We start from the raw sequence: 20,458 nt of genomic DNA on the forward strand, positions 1-20,458 counted from the left end.
TATTATTTATTTTACTGCAACATCCCAAACTTTGGAAAGTCTAGATTTTCCTTTAGGGCCTTCAATATTTAAAACCACAATATATTTTCCAGCTTCTTTATATTGATGTATTGGGTTTTGCTCTGAAGAAGTTGTTCCATCCCCAAAATCCCATTTCCACGATTTGATTTCCCCCTCGGATTTATTTATAAAAGCAACCATTCTTCGATCCATATCAACCACATTAAAAGACCATTTTGCAGCTATTCCTTTTTTGAATTGATCTTCAAGTGGCATTAATTTAAAAGGCAAACTATAGCTGGCATTTCCGTACATGGTATGTTCTTTTGATAAGTTCCAAAACCCGTTATTGGCCTCTTTATTCACATCATCATAATCAATTATTGCCCAACAAAGTCCTATATTTTTATTTTCTTCCAATAGGGATTCAATAGCTCTTTCAGGATCATTTCCAGCATAATCAAAAGGAGTAATCCAAAACTCTAATGTCAATTTTCCTGATTCTCCGGTTTTAAAATTATAATGGGTCGCAGCATTAGCATAAGGCAGTTCCTTGATCCAAGGTTGACTTCCCCAAGCTAAAGCCCAATCTTTTCCTTCCGAAGGGGTGAAAATATGATAGTTTTGTGCCTGAACGCCATGATAGGAGAAATAGGCATCCATCGTATTTGTCAATGATTTATTGGGATGAAACCGATCAATAAACGGACCACCGGATTGATCGCCGTCGACTGTGACTTCAAATATATCATTGTGTAAACCCGTCAAAGAAAAATCCCAATAATTATCGTACGCTTCGTATAAAAAATACAGCCGATTCAATCCTTTTACCCAAGCCACTATTACACTCACATCCAGATTTTTCGGATCAGCTTTAGTCTGTTTTCCACTGTCATCCCATAATTCGCCCATTCCAACAGCATAACTATCAGGAACTATTTTCCAATCGTCGGAATTTCCATCAATCGTCGGAATTTTATTGGCAGGAAACTGGAAAATTTTAAAACTGCGGTTTTCTTGTGACCAAGCCTGAACTCCAAAAAGTATCAGTACAACCAAAGATAAAAATGATTTTTTGCATAGCTTCATCCAATACGTATTTATCAAATTTAAAGTCATATTCTATAAAATTGGTTACAGTTTGGAAATATCTATAGCTTTATATTTTGCTGGATTAGCTGATTCTCCTTTAAAATTAATCAGTTCTAATCCTGTAACATTATTTGCCTGAATTGCATTGGTGAAATAATCCGGAATAGTATTTCCCCAAGCTATACTACAGTTTTCCAATACCACACGATCGCTATGTCGAATAAAAATTCCTGGAGTATCGTGGGTTTCAATACCTTCATACGCTTTTGTAGGTCGGTTATCAAAGACATTGCCGGGATACTTTGTCCATCTGTTTAAGGTAACATTGACATTATAAAGGCGTATGTCACTAATTCGGCTTTCCTTTGTGCCATTGATACGGATACTGTTTTCGGCTATTCCTGTTACATTTTCGATTAAAATAGTATGAATTTTCCCGATTTTAGTTTCTGGATTCCGTGGTATGGCAGTTAACGAAATAGCCTCTCCCCGACCCCACCATGGGTTGGAATGATAACGTGATGTGAAATTTATATCTCTAAAAACAATATTATAAACATCACCTTCATCCCGAAGTTGAATTGTCAATCCACGGCAACTGGTTTTAATTTCGCAACGTTCAAAAACAACATTGTATATATCCTGTGTCGTTTCTGTCCCAATTTTGAGTCCTGAATCCTGAGTTTCAAGTTTACAATCGTGAACCCATATATTGGCAGACGGACCATAATCGATTTCCTGTTGCGTCGCTTTTACTACTATCGCATCATCGCCGCAACTTATTTCGCAGTTACGAATTTCAACATTTCTGCAATGATCTGGATCAATTCCATCGCAATTAGGTACGTCGAGATTATTCTTAATTTTTACACCATCTATTAATACATTTTCACAACCCAGCATGTGCAGACTCCAGGAAGGTGCTTTTTCAATAGTGATATCCTTTATTTCTAAATAGTTACATTTAGTAAGAATAAATAATTTTGGTCTCCAGTCTTTTGGTATCCAAATTTCCTTAATAGTATCGTAATGCGTCATAAACTCTAAAGCCCGTCCATTAATACTTCCGGTGCCTGATATTTTTAGATTTTTAACATCATTAGCTATTATGGATCCTTCAACCGAATAATCTTCTTTTTTAGTACTTACCAAAAGTTGTGCGTTTCCTTCTAAATAAAATTCAATGTTACTTTTTAAAACCAGCGTACTAATAAGATATTGGTGGTTTGTAGGAAGTAAAACTTTTGTGCCATTCCCTAATTTTGCAGCTACGTCAATTGCTTTTTGGATTGCCTTTGTATCTAACGCTTTTCCATTACCAATAGCGCCGTACTTTGTAACATCTATAACGGTTACTACTTTCTGAGCTTTTACAGATAGAATTCCAAAATTCATTAGAACCAATACTAATAAAAATGTAAAGTTAAAACTCTTATTCATCCTATGTTGTTCTTTATTTTAAATTGTAAATCTTGTGATCGATTTCAAATTTATTTAATAAAAATAGTTAAACTGTCCTGTTGCATACTGTTAATACTTTGGTTTCCTTAAATTTTATTTTAGTTTATTATAAAGTCTTTTTAATTCTTTGGAAGTCAATTTGATTTCAAAGGTATTTTTGCGGTTTTCAGTCCTATACCCGTAACTTTTAATTCTATTTCACCAGCTTCTGAAGTGGACTGAACTAAAACAACCAATTTACCGCTAAATAGTTTCATCGTAGGCAAATGAAATTGCTCTAATGAAGTGGCATCACCATTGCAGGCAGCGCGATACGTTCCCTTGCCAGTTACACTAAAGTTTAATTGTTGCGTAGCCGTTGGACAAGGATTCCCTTTTTTATCGACTACAGAAACCGTAACAAAGGCTAAGTCTTCACCATTTGCTTCCAGGTTCGTTCTATCGGCTTCGAGTTTTATTTGGTATGGCTTTTCTGCGGTATGGATTTCTTCTTCGGCAACCCGATTTCCTTGTGTGTCAAAAGCAACTACTTTTATCGTTCCAGGTTCGTATTTGACATCCATCCACATCAATCGGTAACGATTTTGTGGTGTGGCATTATTTTTTCTTTGAATTCCCATACTTTTTCCATTCACAAAAAGTTCGGCACTTTCATAATTCGTGTAGACAAATACGGGAGTCGTTTGTCCTTCTCTTCCTTCCCAATTCCAATGTGGCAAAATATGTAACGTTTTATCATTGGTATTCCAACGACTTCGGTACAAATAGAATCTATCTTTTGGTAAACCAGCTAAATCACTGATCCCGAAATAAGAACTTCGGGAAGGCCACTTTTCATCATAAGGCGTAGGCTCGCCTAAATAATCAAAACCAGTCCATACAAATTCACCAATAACCCAAGGCTTGTCATCTTGCAAAACAAAATCATCATCCGGCAAATTAGACCAACTACAATATTCTAAATCATAAGAAGAAGTTTGAAAATCATCATATTGTTTGGATTGTGCTTTTACCACAGGGAATTTATAAATACCTCGTGAACTTACTGTTGATGCCGTTTCAGACCCTAAAATAAAACCTTGCGGAAATTTCCCAAAAGCTTCTTCATATAAATGAACGCGATAATTAAGTCCGGGAATATCTAACAATGCCCCAAATCCTGATGCCAGAGTAGCTTTTACCTGATCCATTCCTACAGTTACCGGTCTTGTAGGATCCTCACGATGAAATATATCCTGCAACCACTTCGCTCTTTTCACCCCTTCGGCTCCATGTTGATCTGGAACTTCATTCCCGGAACTCCACATCACTATGGAAGGATGATTGCGGGTTGCCTGAACCAAATTTACAATGTCTTTTTCAGCATCTGTATCAAAGAAGCGGTGGTAGCCATTTTTAACTTTTGGCTTGGCCCATTCATCAAAACTTTCTGCCAAGAACATGAATCCCATTTCGTCACACAATTCCAGTTGTTCCAATGACGGCATATTGTGTGAACTGCGAATGGCATTGCATCCCATATCTTTTAAAATAGTCAACTGCCTGCGCAAAGCAGCTTTGTTGATTGCAGTTCCAATAGGCCCTAAATCGTGGTGCAAACAAACCCCTTTGAATTTGCGTACTTCACCATTTAAACTAAAACCTTTGTTTGCCTCGTATTTAATGCTTCGAATACCAAATCGCGTGGTGGTTTCATCTTTCAGGACATCGCCAACATATATTTGAGATGTTGCTGTATAGAGATAAGGGTTTTCCGGACTCCATAAATGCGGGTTTTTAACTGCAATATTTTGTTCGAATTCATTTCCGAAAATAGTCGAATTCTCGTTAGTCGCTACTTCAATTCCTTTGGCGTCTTTTATTTTGGTGATAATCCGAAGGTTTTCGCCGGAAACTTTTGTTTTAATAGTCACTTTAGCCAAATCAGGAGAAATAAATGGTGTCGTAATAAAGGTTCCCCATTGGTCAATACTCTCCTTATTTTTTACTATAATTTTTACTTTTCTATATAAACCTGCTCCAGGATACCAACGCGATGATAATCCAAGATTTGATAAATGAACAGCCAGACTGTTTTTTCCATTGGCAGCAACATAATCTGTAATATCAAAATAGAAGTAATTATAACCGTAATTCCACTCTCCCACTTTTTGGCCGTTTACAAAGACTTTGGGTTCGCTCATAGCACCTTCAAAAAGGAGAATTACTTTTTTGTTTTTATCAAAATTGGGCAATGAAAACTGATTTCGATACCAAGCTTCTCCAATATAAGGCAAGGCTCCTGTCCTACCTGTTTTTTCAGTAGCTACTTTTTCACCATTTTGCTCAATGGCAGCAATTTGCTTATCTATTTCTTTATCAAAAGGTCCGTAAATAGCCCAGTCATGTGGAACGGTTACATTCTGCCACTTGGAATCATTAAAATCATTTTCGAAAGCCTTTTCGTTAGTGCCTTTTGAGAATTTCCATCCATTTGTAAGTTCAGTAACCACCCTTTCTTGTGCATGGATCCCGGAAGATACCAGTAAAATAGTTAGTATTAAAAGCGTATATTTCATAATATTCATAGTTCTTTTTTGTCTAATAATGGTAAGGCAATTTTTTAAATTGTTCCCTTTAATTTTGGTATATATTAAATTTTAAATACGGAGAAAAAGGTTTGATTTTTCTCCTTTATAACAATCTCGTTGAATCGTTTCCCAGGAAAAATCTTTAGGTCTAATCCTGAAAAAATGAGCCACAAAATCTAAAGTTTCACTTTTTGTAACTTTAGATTTTATAGTCCATTTTTGAAATAAAAACCATTTGTATAACCTTTAATCCATGTGAAAGACTTCTTTTAACGAACTCGCAATTGGCGAATTATCTGGATTTGTTTCCATAATATCTCCCATATACGCCCACCATTTTTTTACGATAGGATGGTTGGGTAAAAAATCCATATCAAAATCTTCGTTTATTTTTTGAACTGCAAAAAGTATCAGCGTTTCTTCATCCAGAAAGATGCTATAATCCTGAATGCCGGTTTCAGAAAGTAAGCTTTCTAATTCAGGCCAAATTTCGTCGTGTCTTTTTTTATACTCCAATTCAAAACCTGGTTTTAATTTCATTTTAAAAGCATTGCGAATCATTTTATTTTCCATTTTTTTGTTGGTTTAAGGTTAATCGTTACAGGTTTGTCACGGTTGCATATAATTTCACCGTTGTTATATTCTAATTCGGCTACTTGAATGGAACTTCTTCTGGTTTCAAAAGTATCTTTTCCTTTATTTTCGGGTGTGCGTCCAGGATGTGTAAAGTAGAAAATATACGCTTTGTCACCATTCACAATTACATCTGCATGGCCGCCAATTACTTGATCATCTTTGCCTGTTCCTGGGATTTGTAAAATATTTTTCTCTTGTCGGGTCCAATTTACAAAATCATTAGAAGAAAAAACCCCCAAGCCTTTCCAAGCATCGATTATCATCCAATTTTTGTTTTTCCATTGAAATACTTTTGGGCCTTCGCCACGATCTTTTACTACTTTTTTACCGCTGTCAACCCAATGGTATAAATCATTACTATCTGCATAATATATCGATTTACCATCGTTTTCATTATTGTAGTACATGCGCCAGTTTCCATTTGGTAAACGAAATACAGACGCATCAATGCAACGTTCAGATGCGAGATTTAATTTGGATTCGAATTTCCAATCTATCGCATTTTTACTGGTTAAGTGAACGATGTAACGTGGATGGTACCAATCCTCGAAAACACCAGGAACAATAGTTAAGTACATATGGTATTTTCCTTTATGCTCAATTACCTCCGGAGCCCAATAGGTAACATCTTTCATACTGTAATTGATCGTGCAATTGGCTTTGTAAGTCCAATGGGCGCCATCGGATGATTCAGCAATGCCAATGGGAGTTCCATGAACCCAGCTTACACCATTCCCTCCTATATTAGCTCTGCGATTGGTATAAAACATAAACCATTTTTTCTCTTTTTTATTCCAAATTATAGTAGGGTCTGCAGCACCATCATAAATTGTGTCACGAAATAATGGTTTGTCAGCAATAGTATTTTCCTCTTTTTGTTCCTTCTTTTGAGCAAAAACAGGAAGGCAACACAGCATTAATAATAGGATAAATGATTTTTTAAGCTTCATATTATTGGAGTCATTTTTTATTTTAAATCTGCATTGACTTTTTTGTCGTCTTTTAAAAACTGCTGTTCCAGTGCTGTTTTCATTTGAGCAGCAATTGTAGCATTATACAAAATTACATTTTGTTTTTCTTCGGGGTCTTTTTCAACATTGTAAAGTTCAAATAATGCAGGAGAATCATCAGCATGACGGCTTCGAATGATTTTCCAAGGTTTGCGTATCAGGCTTTCTTGAATGTGTCCTCTGATGTATATGTCATGCGTTGTTGTTTTAGAATTGAAAATGGTTTGCCAAATGTTTTCTCCTTCAACTCCTTTTGGTATTTCGGCTCCTGAAAGGGTCAGGAAGGTAGGCATAAGATCTGTGATGGCGATGTAGTTGTTATTCTTTTTAGGAGTCAGATGGTTTTTCCAATATACAATAGCCGGAACTCGAATGGCGCCCTCATAATTGGATGTTTTCCAATCTCGCAAAGGAAAATTAGTTCCCAACACAGGATTGGATTCATGTACTCCTCCATATTCATTTTTAGAATTCCAGTTTTCCATGGCGCCATTATCGCTTAGAAAAACGATAAGGGTATTGTCCTCTAAATTCAATTTTTTTAAGGCTTTCATCACCAATCCAATACTATAATCCATATGGGTCATGGCAGCTGCATAATCTCTTCGGGAGCTATTTTTGATGGTTTTTAAATAAGGTTTTTTCCATTTTTCTTCTTCCTGTAATGGGAAATGGGGTGCACTGTACGCTAACTGAATGTAGAAATTTTTAGAGGAATCTCTTTTATTCGCCAGCCAATCGATCATTTCTTTGGTGACTAAATCAGTGGTATGTCCTTCTTCTGTAATAAAGGTGCCGTTTCTATACCAACTTGCGTCTCCGTTCTTGTATTTGTGGGTGTATTGATCAATTTGTCCGTGAAGAAAACCATAGGAATAATCAAAACCAAAAACATTGGGGCCGCTTGCAGTATTGAGTCCTAAATGCCATTTGCCGAATAAGGCAGTTTCATAATTCTTTTTTTTCAAAGCTTGTGGCAGGGTCGTTATTGAATCGGGTAAGCTTAGTTTGCTTTTGTCGCTAATGGGTGCTACAATTCCGATTCTACTGGACGGCATTCCAGTTAAAAGGGATGCTCTTGATGGAGAACAGGTTGGACTCGTATAAAATCGGTTGAGTTGAATTCCTTTTTTCGCCAAGGAATTAATGTTTGGCGTTTGTATTTCAGAGCCATTATAGTTTACATCATTCCAGCCTGCATCATCGGCAATGATTACCAAAATATTAGGCTTTTTCTCTGCCGTTTTCTTGTTTACTATTTGAGAGCAAACTCCCAATGGGATGACCAAGCATATTAAAAATAAATGTTTTGAAGTTCTTAAAAAGAAGGTTTTAAGTGGGTGTATGGAAGTCAATTTCATGAAAAGAAGATGAGTATTTTATTTCAAATTTATTTATTTATTGTTTCAATACTGTCCTGTGCTATAGGGTAACTAATTTAGGTATAAAAAAAGGAGGCTGTCTAAAAGACAGCCTCCTTTGCAAGATAATAATCGTATTACTTTTCAAGCACGATTTTTAGGGTATTTACCCCATCTGCACTAAGTACTTTTAAAAGATATATACCTTGAGCATGATTGGATATATTGAATGCGACAGTTTGCCTACCATCAATTAGTTTGACTTCTTTTTGTGTTACAATTTGTCCGGTCATGTTCATAATTATAACATCCGCTTTTGACGATTTGTAGCCACTAAGTTGCACTGTAAATTGTCCTGCTGATGGATTTGGATAAACCAATACTTCAGGTACAATTGAAACGCTTGGTCCGTCAATCTTCAATGAAGTGGTAGTTGTCTTAGCTGTTGTTGTGCAAGATCCCAGTTTGCAACCATGATTAAGATGAGCTTGAACAGCAGAAGAAGCAACACAAATCGCGACTCCGTTATGACAAATCATAACTTTATCATTTTTATTACCACAGCTAATATCAATCACATTAATCACCATTGATGCTTCACTGGTACAACCTATTGCATCGGTTACAGTTACGGTGTATGTACCGGCACTATGTACATTGATGGATGCGGATGTTTGTCCGGTATTCCAACTGTATGTATAAGGAGAAGTACCGCCTGTTTGTATAGCGCCTATAGTAAATGATGTAGGGCCATAACCTGTATAAAGTGTATTCTTTTGAACAATAGTTTGGCTTAAAGCATATACATCAGGGATATTTACAGTTAAAGGAGTGCCAACCGTAACAGAGGTACTACCGGTTGTTTGATTCCCATTAACATCAGTAACTGTCCAAGTGATAGTGGATAGACCAACATTGAAATTTCCGCTTGCATCACTACCTGAACCACTTCTTTCGGTTGCTCCTGTTATTTTATAGACAATGGAAGCTATACCGCAATTGTCATTTGTCCCTAGAGTAGGAATGCTGTAGGTTGCATTGTAGCATAAATTTTGGGCAGAAGGAGTCATCAAAACAGGACCCTGGTTATCTGCAACAGTTACTATTTGGATTGCTGTGGCCACATTTTCCTGCGCATCTTTCACTGTCCAGGTAACGGTTGTCGTACCAATAGGATAAGACACAGGCGCATCACTGGTTAGTATTAAATCAGCGGTATTTGTACAGTTGTCTGAAATACTTGGCTGTGTCAATATCACTCCTGTTGCAGTACATCCCTCATTAGTGGCAACTGTTAAGTTATCTACTGATATAATTGGAGCGATTGAATCAATTACAGTGACATCGAAACTGTAGTTAACGGAACCCGAAGGGTTGTTAGCCGTAACCGTCACATTCGTAATTCCCTTATTGAATACGCTACCAGAACCTGTCCCATCTCCGGAACCTGAAGTGGCTCCCGTAAAAGTATAAGTATAATTTGGAGCTGGAAGTCCGTCTGCTTCTGCGGCATAAGTGACAACTGCATCACATCCATCAGCACGTGTATTCATAGTTGCACCTATAACCGCAGGTGCCGAAATGTATTTTACTTCAATATTAGGCACTGGCGCTTCAGCCATATCATAACCCAAAAAGAAGCTTGGGTGTGGTGGCTGATTATAGCCTGAATTTTGCCACGCTATAGCGGTACGATATTGAGGGTCATGCATCAAGGTATAAATTCGGTGCTCCGTAGGAATAGTAGTAGTGAAAAGAATTAGCGCTGTATTATCTGAGCGGCGAAGAATAATTTCCTCTCTCCAGTCGCCCATAAGGTCTGCAGTAAGAGCAGGATTCTTTTTAGTGTCGTTATTTGACGAAACCGGCGCAGCCTGATATATAGTAAACAAACGGTTCAGTGATTTTGTCGCAGGATTCCATTTATCCATGATTGTACCATCCAACAATTCGCGACCTAAATCGCCATCCCACCATACAGCACCATTAACGGACTGACTACCGTTAGTTGGTTTGATTGTTCCAATTTCACCGTCCTGAACATTATAAAGGTTGCCCGAAGAGCTCCACATCTCATACCCTCTGTGGTTAGGATCAATATCTGCGGCCAAAGCACGACCAACATCCCCTGTAGTTGGTGCGCCAAAAATCATTTCGCCGGTTTTGGCATCATTAAGTCGTATACCATATGGACTGTATTGACCTGGAGACTCCAGACACTGCCAAATCTCCTGACCCGGACGATCCGGATCCATGTCCGACATATGCAGCGCATCTCCATGACCCTGACCGTAAGTCCAAAGTCGTTTACCATTATCGTTAATTGCGCTTGATCCGTTAATGATTTCATCTTTCCCATCACCATCAACGTCACCGATAGTCATCTGGTGATTTCCTTGGCTTGATATAGCATTATTGGCTAGATCACTCGGGTCTTTACTATCAAAAATCCAGCGTAGTGTAAGTTGTCCGTTGCGCCAGTCGTATGCTGCACGCACCAGTTTGTCATAATATCCGCGGCCTACAATCAGGCTTGGACGGGCACCATCAAGGTAAGCCACAGCTGATACAAAACGATCCTGACGGTTGCCATAATTATCTCCCCAATCCGAAGTATTACCTCTGGCGGGCTGGTAAGGGATTGTTGCCATAGCAGCACCTGTTAATCCGTTGAAGACAGTCAGGAACTCAGGTCCCTGTTGCACCCATCCGGAAGTATTACGGTAATCAACATTGGCATTACCAATAACTACTCCAGTTCCATCTTTACTGCCGTCGGCAGTTTTTAAGATGATTTCAGCCTTCCCGTCTCCATCAAAATCATATACCATAAATTGATTAAAATGCGGACCTGCATTCATATTGATACCTAAGTCAATACGCCATAATTTGGTTCCGTTCAACTTATAACAGTCGAAGATTTGGTTCCCGCTATACCCTCCTGCGTTGTCATTTTTTGCAGTAGGCTCCCATTTTAAGAAAATTTCATACTCTCCATCACCATCTACATCACCCACACTGGCGTCATTTGCTGTGTAAGTATAGACTTTACCATCGGGAGTTGTTCCTCCTGCAGGAATTTGTAACGGAATCGTTAATTGATTATTTGCCCATACTGAAATAGGAGCTGAAGCTGGTCCTTCTACATTATTTTTCACTACTTTCACTGTATAGCTGCCGTTAGAGGCAGTATTGTCCAGAAAGTTTGTTGAAGTCGTGATAGGTGCTACATTAAGCTTCACATTATCTCGGTAAATATTAAAAGCAATTCCTGCAGGGTCATTACCCAGCAAGCGCCAGCTAATAAAAACTTGACTGCTCGATTTACGCACCGCAACTACTCCACGATTCAGGAATTCCATTTGCTTCGGAGTGGTCACAATCGCATCTGGTAAAACCAGGGTATTTAATCTCACATTATCACCATAAGAGGTTCCACCACTGTTAATGGCATAAGCTCTTATATAGTACAAAGTTGTCGGATTAAGACCGGGAATAGTCACAGTATATGATCCTGAACCGGCAGTAGCAGCTACAACTTTGATGTTTGCCGTTGTTGGATTTCCACTAGTGTTGTAAACAATTCCTCTTTCCGCAATGGCTGATCCACCATCAGAAGTAATGTTTCCACCTGTTTCTGCCGATGTGGTAGTGATATTTGTCACAGCAAGAGTACTAAGTACTGCCGGGGGTGGCGGTGGAGCGTAGATTCGGACAACAGGTGTGCTGATGCTACTTGAATTATTTTTTGTGTAAACTACAAGAGGATATTCACTTCCTGTGGCAATGGTTAGGTTACCTACAGGCTCGTCGATACCACGTGCTACTAAAGGATCTTTCATTTCGGTCCAAGCAGTTACACCTGCAGCTTGCTTAAAAACGCGTGCTGAAAAGGTAGCGGTGCTGCTAACATTATCAATAAAGGAGCAATACAAGCTGCCTGAAACATCTCTGATTAAGCTGATGCTTGGTGCATCCCGAGAAGAAAGGCTTGTTGCCGAACTCCAGGTTCCAGCTATTTTGTTGTAAACAATAACCGTAGCCCTATTGGTGGTGGCGGTATTGAAATAGGCAATCGCCAAATTTCCGGAAGAATTGAGTGCCATACTGGTATGACGAATACCTGCGGTTACGGTGGGAGTAATATAATTCCATGTACCGCTATTGCATTGGTAAAGCGCCATAGTCCCGGTAGTAGAATTAGTTGCAGCCAAGTTGCAATAGACAAGCCAAGGCACATCCGCCTCGTCGATTACCAAGCTTACTGCTACAGCTTTTGCGGAAGCATTCACAGGAGCGGAACCTACCGTTGTCCAAGAAGTACCATCAAACTTCTTCACATAAGGGGTCAGGTTCGCACCATCACCAAAGGCAATGTAGGGCTTGTTGTCTGAATCGAATGCCAATGAACTGCGTGGTGTTGAACTGTATTGAGACACGGTATTGGTAACCGAGCCAGTCGAAACATACAAGTTGTTACTGTCGCCGTTCAGCGGTTCCCAAATCTGTGTGTCTGTATTATAAATTTTTACTGCTAATTTGTTTCCATTAGAAGCATCAACATAGGTAACAAAAAGATTGCTGGCTTTATCAAGATATATTCTTGTATACGTGAGATTGGAACCAATATCATTACCCAGCTGTTCCCATGTGCCTGTAGCAGTATTTCTTTTTTTTACTTTTGCAATAGAGCCTTCTCTGAACGCTACGTAAGGGACATTATCCAAAACCGTGATGGAAGTGTACGTAGCCGCAACGGATGATATCTGAGTCTCATTGCCCAAAATATTCCATTGCTGTGCAAACGAGGTATGTACAGTAAAAAGGCACAAAACAGTAAAAAAAGAAAGTCTAAAGAGTATCTTCCGGAAAAGAAACGGTATAGACTCAAAAAGTAGTTGTTTTTTCATATATCAATAAATGGTTAAGAATTAAAAAATAATATAATTAGTTTTTTCGTGGCTTTATAGCCACAGTCACCTGTAGATTTTTGAGTATTTATTGATTATAAATAGTTAAAAGGTAACAACATAGAATTCAATAAACATATTTCATATTGATGAGATTGGGGTTAGTTGTCTCAAATTTATTGGGTTGTCTATTTAATAGCATCCTGTCCTATCCTGTTATATTTCAGACTATTAAATTTTAAAATGTGAAATTTAAATTTATTTAAATCTAATTGACTGAAATTCAGTATTTTGAAAATTTAAGTTAATTTTATATATTTTTAATAATTTATTTATTGTTATAATGACAATTATTATAATTTACTACGTTTTATTTGCGAAATTACTCAAAGTAAGTATTGCGAGTGTATTTTGGCAGTTTCTGATTTGAAATTGCTGAAAAATGATTTTTAGGAGTATTTATAAATAAAAAATCCCTAGTTTTTTTCAATTAAATGAATTGAAAAAAACTAGGGATGATTGGGAGTTGCTAAAAGCAGAAGATTAGAATGCTATTTGTAGTTTTTATATTATTTTGAAAATAAATCTTCATGCTATTTTATTTTCATATTTCTAATTTAAGCTTTTTATCTTTTTGTTCAAATTAATGTGGCTCAAAATTTTTAGGGCATTTTTTTTAGTCTTTCCCATTTAACCTTCCAAGAGCCATCTTTAGGAAATCCTGGGTTTGTTCCTTCACATCCATCCCATCCAGCACACATCATTGCAACAGCGGTTAATAAACCTCCGTTCCCGGGTAAATAAAGAGGCAAACGCTCTTCCTGGTAATTGTGACCATTTTTTAAATAAGTATTGGTCTGTACTTTCATAAATAATGCATCAAGCGCTTTGTCAGGCATTCCTAAACGTGCAGCTGCCATCGCTGTCATAGGAAAATCCCAACCCCAGGTTTTTTCCCAAGACCAAGTCTTCCAAACTAAATCAAACGTATTTTTCATAATCTCTTTATTTAATAAAGAGGTTTCCGGCAGCATTCCGTAAGTTCCTAAAACAGACGGATGATCTGTTTTAAACTCTGGATTAGTGTACGAATCTTTAGCACTTTCTGTTGCTAAATAAACATTATCTTGAACCGGTAATGCAGACAATTTTTCAAGAACACTTCCCCATTTTGAAGGTGCTTTTTCGTGCAATTGTTCTTTCCATTTTATAGCTGTTCCCAGTGCCCAATTCCAATACGCTAATTCATAAGTAGGATTAAATGTTTCCATAGCTTTGAATCGTTCTTGTGCCGGAATTACACCTGGTCCTAGTTCGTATCTGTCTTTTTCTTTATTATAATTTGCAAAAGAAGCCATGAAATCTGCAGTAGCAAAGACTTCTTTTTTATATTTTTCTAAGGTTTTTTTTGAAGGATTCGCTCTGTACATTAAATCCGCGAATGTTATGAAATGTGGCTGTTGCCAAATTAAAAAAGCCCCAATAGAAGACGGACCTTCATTTCCATCCGGGTCTGTCATTTTTTGCCATCTAACACCCTCAAAACCTTGTCTTTTAGCAATATTAGCTGCTTTATCAAATACTTTTTGATACCATGGTAAACTTTTCTCTAATAATTCCGATCTGCCCCATAAAGCAAAATGTACTCCATGCCACCAATGCATTTCTAAATGAGGTCTACCATACCAGCTGTTGAAGGTCAGGCCTGTTTCCTGAGCAGGAATAGCTCCAGTACATTGCAATTTGGTAAGGTACTGCGAAAGAATAATTCTGCGTTCCAATTCATTAGCCCGACTATCCGTACTTCCAGAAAAATCTATAGCACCACCACTTTGCCAAAAATTCTTCCATCCGTCGACACTACTTTTTTCTACAGCAGAAAAAGATGGAATCGCTTCAATTTTTTGATTTTTAAAAGTACAGCTAAATGAAAAAGAATCCGTTTTAGAAGGAGTCAAAAGATAATAATTTTCTTCTTTTACGCTTATTTTTGCTTGTCCTTCCCATGACAATCCTATGTGATAGGTTATAGAATCCATTTTACGGGTAATTACCGCTTTTTGCTTATTTTGAGAAGAAATATTGCTTGCGTACTTTATTTTATCGTTCCATTTTGTACCAAAATCAGCCCATTCACCAGTTGGCTGAGGCAATCTAAGGCGAATTTTTAATTGTCCTTTCTTAATTAAATCCGATTGTATTCGAGCACCAACAACATCTTCCTTTTGATGACAGGCCGTCCAAACCGTTACCGTAATTCCTTCTATTGAAAAATGACTTTCAATTTCACCACTCCATAAATTTAAGGTTTGTTTTATATCCTTGAGGTCTTCCGGTTTCACCTTATCCCCATTTTTTTTATACAACTCCAACCCTAAATTTCCCAGTTGTAATCGATGTGGATTCGCACGAAAATAATTAACCGCATCAACTTGTCTTCCCGGTGTTTTTAATTGTACAGCATAAGAAACTTTTCTCTTATACTGATCAAACTCCTTTAGCGTTTCACTAAATTTATAATTTCCGGTATTTGGGTAGCTATCCCAACCCCATTCTGATTGAGTTCCCAAAGGAATACCATGTTGATACGCTTCAGGAAAAGTTTGCAATCCTGTAACATCAACAGTATACGCAAAAGTCCCGTTTCCTACACTTAATGAAGCCAGCGTATCTATCGCTTTAATTTCAATATTATGTCTGGAAACCAAAAGTTTCCTATCAATTTTTTCTTGTCCATTCAATTGAAAACAAAGTAGTAAAACAATTAAAAATGGCATTTTAAAAACGGTGTAAATAGCATTCATATATTTTATGTTCTGTAAATAAATTAAAAATTCATATGTTTTTTTTTCAGGCCAATAATCGGTACGGAAAAAAGAAGGAAATTTTTAGCACTAAAAGTTTAAAGATAAAAGAATTGAACAAAAGCGGCATCCTGTGCTTCCCTGTTTATAATAAATTCATAAAAACAAAATATAATTATCATTTTAGCTTTAGGAGAGATCTTAGGCGGAAACATTTTTTTAACAGTGGCTGTCAAAATTTGTACCAGTCTACAAAGCCTTTTTAGGTTATTTTAAAAATAAATCCTGAAGCTGTTTCAAATCCCCCCCCTTGAGAAGCTGTAAATAAATAAGTTGCTTTCCCGTTTTGAAATAATAATTGTGGACGTTCTGCCCGACCATAACGGTTTAAATGCTTGGGTGCTTCAGGTTGAGTTATATATTTATTCAAGGGTTGGTAGGATATTAAGGGGCTACTCCAATGAATTCCGTCGTCAGAATCCATATAAAGACCATTGTCCATACCAAAAACTCCCATATCTCTAGCTAACATTTTGAATTTTTTGTTTTCGTACCAAACAAAAGCATCCTCACATTGTTTATTATCTCCCAATGTAGAGAAATCGACCACCGGATTACCTACGTATTTTTCATAAGGCCCATGCAGCGATTTAGATATGGCTAATCCATATTTTCTATTTCCTTTAATTGGAAATTTTGGATGAATATAATTTTCGATATCCAATGATTTATAATAGAGCCAATACTCTCCGTTGGGGTGTTTTAAAAAAGAAGGATTTGTTGTTAATAAATCATCCCAGGAACCTTCTTCTCCAGGTAATAATAAGGGTTTGTCTGGTCTTTCCCAAGGTCCATAAAGTGAATCTGAAGTGGCTAATCCAATACGTTTCGTATTCATTTTACCATTGGAATTTCCCATAAAAAAAAGAGCATATTTTCCATCCACAAAATGAATACTGGGGTTATGGCATGTGGTTGCATCCCAAAAACCTTCTCCACGAGGAGCTAAAACAGTACTTACATACGTATAAGGCCCTTCGGGACTATCAGCTGTTGCATGAGCAATTTCGGAACTATTGATCCATCCACTCATACTTTTCGCTTTCGGCCATCGCGAAAAAAACACATGAATTTTGCCGTCAGGTCCTTCAATCGGACTGTTGCACCACACATAATAATCTTCAAATTCTAATACACGTCCTACGGGTTGAAGTTTCTTTTCAAATTCAGAAAGGTTTGGATCACTCCTAAAACCACCGCCTCTAGTTGAAAACGGGAGGTATAAACTCATAAGAGCGAGGGAATTTCCAACTATAAATTTTCTTCGTTTCATTTAATTATTCGTATAAATTAGATTTTCCTCTATTTCTTCTTATCTCTAATTAATTTTTGACGGTTTGACTTACCCAATTATCTGTCCTGAAAGGGGAAGCCGGCAAATTTTCTTTATTGAATAAATTAGGTTCCGGTACCGCTTTCCACGCAAAACGAACTGCTACCGGTTTTTTTACTTTTGCAGCAAAAACCACAACGGTCTTTCCGTCAATTTTGGCATCAGCCGGATAAAACAACTGGTCTTCTCCTGCAATCTCAAATTCTTTCAAAACGTCTCCGTTTTTTACAAGCCCAGAATTGGCATAATCAAAAAACAATTGAACTCGATCTTTTTTGATTTTCATATGGTTATAAATAGGTCCTGAGTACACTAAATTAGGCTCATTATAGGTTTTAGCACGCGCTATCAAGGCTAGTCGATAACCTACCGTTTGCTTGTCTATTGGATGAATATTTGTCGCATTCCCAACATCTGTTGTAACGACCATTCCGCTATTTGAAATATTTTTCAAGGAAAGTAGCTGCGCTTCTCTTATATCTGGATTTTGTCCTTTATGTGGCGCAATTTGCACATAGTAGAATGGAAAATCTCCTTGTTTCCAATCACTTCTCCAATTTTTAACCATTGCTGGAAACAAGCTGCGATATAAATAGGCTTGCTCAGCATTGCTTTCCCCCTGATACCAAATTACGCCTTTCATAGTGTAATTCGTTAAAGGCCGCAACATGGCGTTATAAAGTACATAAGAGGTTTTGTTTTCTTCTTTTTTAGGCTTTTTTAATTCACTTTTAGATACATCGTTGTTGTTAGCAATTCGTTCTTTTTTTAAATTCAAATAGTAGCTTTCCAGTTTTTCTTGGAATAATTTTTCGTTTTTTGCATCGGTTTCCAAAATAGATAAAAAATCTGGATTCTCTTCCAAAACATTTTGCGAAGTCCAGGCTTCGGCCTTTGTTCCGCCCCATGAAGACGAAATCAATCCTATCGGGATTTTTAAATTTTGATACAAATCCCTTCCAAAAAAATAGGCTACTGCCGAAAATGTTTTCACATTGTTTGGTGAACATGCTGCCCAACTTCCCGTAACATCATCCAATGGTTTTGGAGAGGCTTTAGTCAAAACTGTGAATATTCGGATATTCGGATAGGTGGCATTTGCAATTTCTTCTTCGTAATTTTTCACACCCGTTTTCCAAGTTCCTTCTTCTTTTCCTACCGGAAAATACATATTCGATTGTCCTGAACAAATCCAAACTTCGCCAATAAGCACATTGTGAAGAATGATTTTATTGGTTGCTTCAATAGTAATATCGTAGGCTTTTTCACTACCCTGAGGGGTATTTACTACTGTTTTCCAGGTTCCATCCAGGTTCGTTATAATTCCTAAAGGAGAATTTTGCCACCCCAATTGAATATTTATTTTTTCATTTGGCGCTGCCCATCCCCATAAATTCACTTTAGCGTTTTGTTGTAAAACCATATTATCACTAACCAAGGCAGGTAATTTAACTTGAGCCGACAAAGACAGTTTTCCACCTAAAACAATTAGAATTATAAGAAGTTTTTTTAAATGAATCATGTTATTTAATTTATAATACTAAACATTAAAGATAAAAGAGTTGAATAGCAAAAGCATCCTGTGCTTCCCTGTATAAAGGAATAAATGTAAAACAAAAAAAATTACACTATTGTCCTAAAAGATAAAAAGCGCTACGATCAAAAATCATAGCGCTTTCTATTTAACTAAAAACTAAAAATTAATCATAACCAGGATTTTGTGTGTAAAGACCTGGAGCAGCTAACATTTCTTGTAATGGAAATGGATAAAGCAAAGAGTTTTTATCTATCGTAAGTATTTTCTTTTGAGTATCTTCTAAAGTTTTCCAATTATTCATGATAGTCAAAGCATCACCTGATCTTATTAAATCGAACCATCTAGTACCTTCTGAAAAGAATTCTTTTCTTCTTTCATCAAATAATTGGCTCAAAGTTGTATTTACAGCATTTGCAGGGATACCAGCTCTAGTTCTCACTTGGTTCATGATTGCATCAACGTCTGCTTGAGTTCCTCCACCACCGTGAAGCGTACATTCGGCCATCAACATCAATACATCAGTATATCGCATAACCATAAAATCTACTCCCCAATCGGTTCGAGATAATCCATATCTCGTTTTGTCTATATATTTCTTAAAAACAGGAAGCGTATAGGCAAGACCTGAAGCGGTGTAACTAGTAGCAATACCAAATATTTTTCTTTTGTCAGCTGTGGCAAAACTACTTACAAGTCCAGTTGAAATTGGTCTGGCTTCCAAAGACCCTTGTTGTGACATACCAATAGATGTAAAATAAGGCTCGTATCCAACTTCAATTACGAAATTACCACCTACATCATTTCCTGTAGTATAAGGAATAGTCAAAACGTTTTCTTTGTTAGTAAGTCCTTCTGTTGTAAATATGGTCGCATAATCAGCTCCAAAAGCATATAAACCACTTGTTTTTACATCATTTAATTGCTGGTACCCTTTAGCCCATTCGTTAAGTCCCAAAATAGATCCGTCTATGCCATAAGTTGGACTAGAACGAGTCATATACACAAGCCCTAAAAACGCCTTGGCAGCAAATTTGTTTACCCTTCCATAGTCTGCAGCTAAATAAGAAGTAGGTAAATCAGTTGTTGCTATTTGCAAGTCGGATAAAATTAAATTATATATATCAGCAACAGGAGTTCTTCCAATTTTGGCAGCTTCTTGAGCTGTTACTGTTTTATCAATTAAGGGAACACGACCAAACCATCTTATCAAGTCAAAATAACAGAATGCTCTAAGAAAATGAGCCTCCGCTGCCATAGCAGCCCTGTCAGCAGGAAGAGGAATAACACTTCCTTTTTCATCTAATTTTTCCAGTAACTGATTTGCATAAAAGATAGCTTTATAATTACTTACATAAGCCTCTTTAATATAAGAATTAGAACTTATCGAAGTGTAAAAACTGTTAATACCCTCCCATTCTCTTGAAGCCGTGGTAGTAGCATACAAATTGTCGGATCTGGTTTCACTTAAATTCAACACTCTGTTGGCATAACCATATTCGTTAGCACCATGAAATGCCCATGAATACGTTGCGTTTCTAGCTTGAATAAAGTCTCCCGGCGTAGCATAAAAATTATCGGCAGTCGGCTGAGACAATGGAAGTTGGTCCAGTTGATTTTCACATGATCCGAGCGCAAATAGCATAACGATATTTGCAGCGAAATAAATATATTTTTTCATCGTAAT

11 protein-coding genes are annotated in these 20,458 nt (G+C 37.1%); all 11 read right to left on the reverse strand.

Features of this window, described 5'->3' with window-relative positions; genetic code table 11:
- Positions 1-6 precede the first annotated feature (6 nt).
- The gene (locus ACM55M_RS05365) at positions 7-1,089 is read right to left on the reverse strand and encodes a PKD domain-containing protein (protein ID WP_416856553.1); all 1,083 of its coding nucleotides are present in this window, start codon (positions 1,087-1,089) and stop codon (positions 7-9) included.
- A gap of 45 nt (positions 1,090-1,134) precedes the next feature.
- Positions 1,135-2,487 carry a glycoside hydrolase family 28 protein gene (locus tag ACM55M_RS05370; protein ID WP_416856554.1) on the reverse strand — a complete coding sequence of 451 codons (1,353 nt, stop codon included), beginning with the start codon at positions 2,485-2,487 and terminating at the stop codon, positions 1,135-1,137.
- Between the two features lie 200 nt (positions 2,488-2,687).
- On the reverse strand, positions 2,688-5,120 hold the full coding sequence (locus tag ACM55M_RS05375) for a DUF4982 domain-containing protein (RefSeq protein WP_416856555.1): 2,433 nt from the start codon (positions 5,118-5,120) through the stop codon (positions 2,688-2,690).
- A gap of 249 nt (positions 5,121-5,369) precedes the next feature.
- Positions 5,370-5,696: an L-rhamnose mutarotase gene (rhaM, locus tag ACM55M_RS05380; RefSeq protein WP_416856556.1), complete on the reverse strand. Its 327-nt coding sequence runs from the start codon at positions 5,694-5,696 to the stop codon at positions 5,370-5,372.
- Entirely contained in the window at positions 5,681-6,709 is a 1,029-nt protein-coding gene (locus ACM55M_RS05385; protein WP_416856557.1) for a family 43 glycosylhydrolase, read from the reverse strand. The genes rhaM and ACM55M_RS05385 overlap by 16 nt, the downstream gene beginning before the upstream one ends.
- A gap of 17 nt (positions 6,710-6,726) precedes the next feature.
- Positions 6,727-8,130 carry a sulfatase-like hydrolase/transferase gene (locus ACM55M_RS05390; protein ID WP_416856558.1) on the reverse strand — a complete coding sequence of 468 codons (1,404 nt, stop codon included), beginning with the start codon at positions 8,128-8,130 and terminating at the stop codon, positions 6,727-6,729.
- Between the two features lie 137 nt (positions 8,131-8,267).
- A complete protein-coding gene (locus ACM55M_RS05395) occupies positions 8,268-13,040 on the reverse strand; it encodes a rhamnogalacturonan lyase family protein (RefSeq protein ID WP_416856559.1) in 4,773 nt (1,590 codons plus the stop codon).
- 662 nt (positions 13,041-13,702) lie between these two features.
- Positions 13,703-15,844 carry a hypothetical protein gene (locus ACM55M_RS05400; protein ID WP_416856560.1) on the reverse strand — a complete coding sequence of 714 codons (2,142 nt, stop codon included), beginning with the start codon at positions 15,842-15,844 and terminating at the stop codon, positions 13,703-13,705.
- A 262-nt stretch (positions 15,845-16,106) separates the two neighbouring features.
- The gene (locus tag ACM55M_RS05405) at positions 16,107-17,177 is read right to left on the reverse strand and encodes a glycoside hydrolase family protein (protein ID WP_416856561.1); all 1,071 of its coding nucleotides are present in this window, start codon (positions 17,175-17,177) and stop codon (positions 16,107-16,109) included.
- A gap of 49 nt (positions 17,178-17,226) precedes the next feature.
- Positions 17,227-18,759, reverse strand: a complete 1,533-nt coding sequence (locus ACM55M_RS05410; RefSeq protein WP_416856562.1) for a sialate O-acetylesterase — start codon at positions 18,757-18,759, stop codon at positions 17,227-17,229.
- Positions 18,760-18,937: 178 nt separating this feature from the next.
- Positions 18,938-20,452, reverse strand: a complete 1,515-nt coding sequence (locus tag ACM55M_RS05415) for a RagB/SusD family nutrient uptake outer membrane protein (protein WP_416856563.1) — start codon at positions 20,450-20,452, stop codon at positions 18,938-18,940.
- Positions 20,453-20,458 lie beyond the last annotated feature (6 nt).

The organism is Flavobacterium galactosi (assembly GCF_048158585.1).
Lineage (GTDB): Bacteria > Bacteroidota > Bacteroidia > Flavobacteriales > Flavobacteriaceae > Flavobacterium > Flavobacterium galactosi.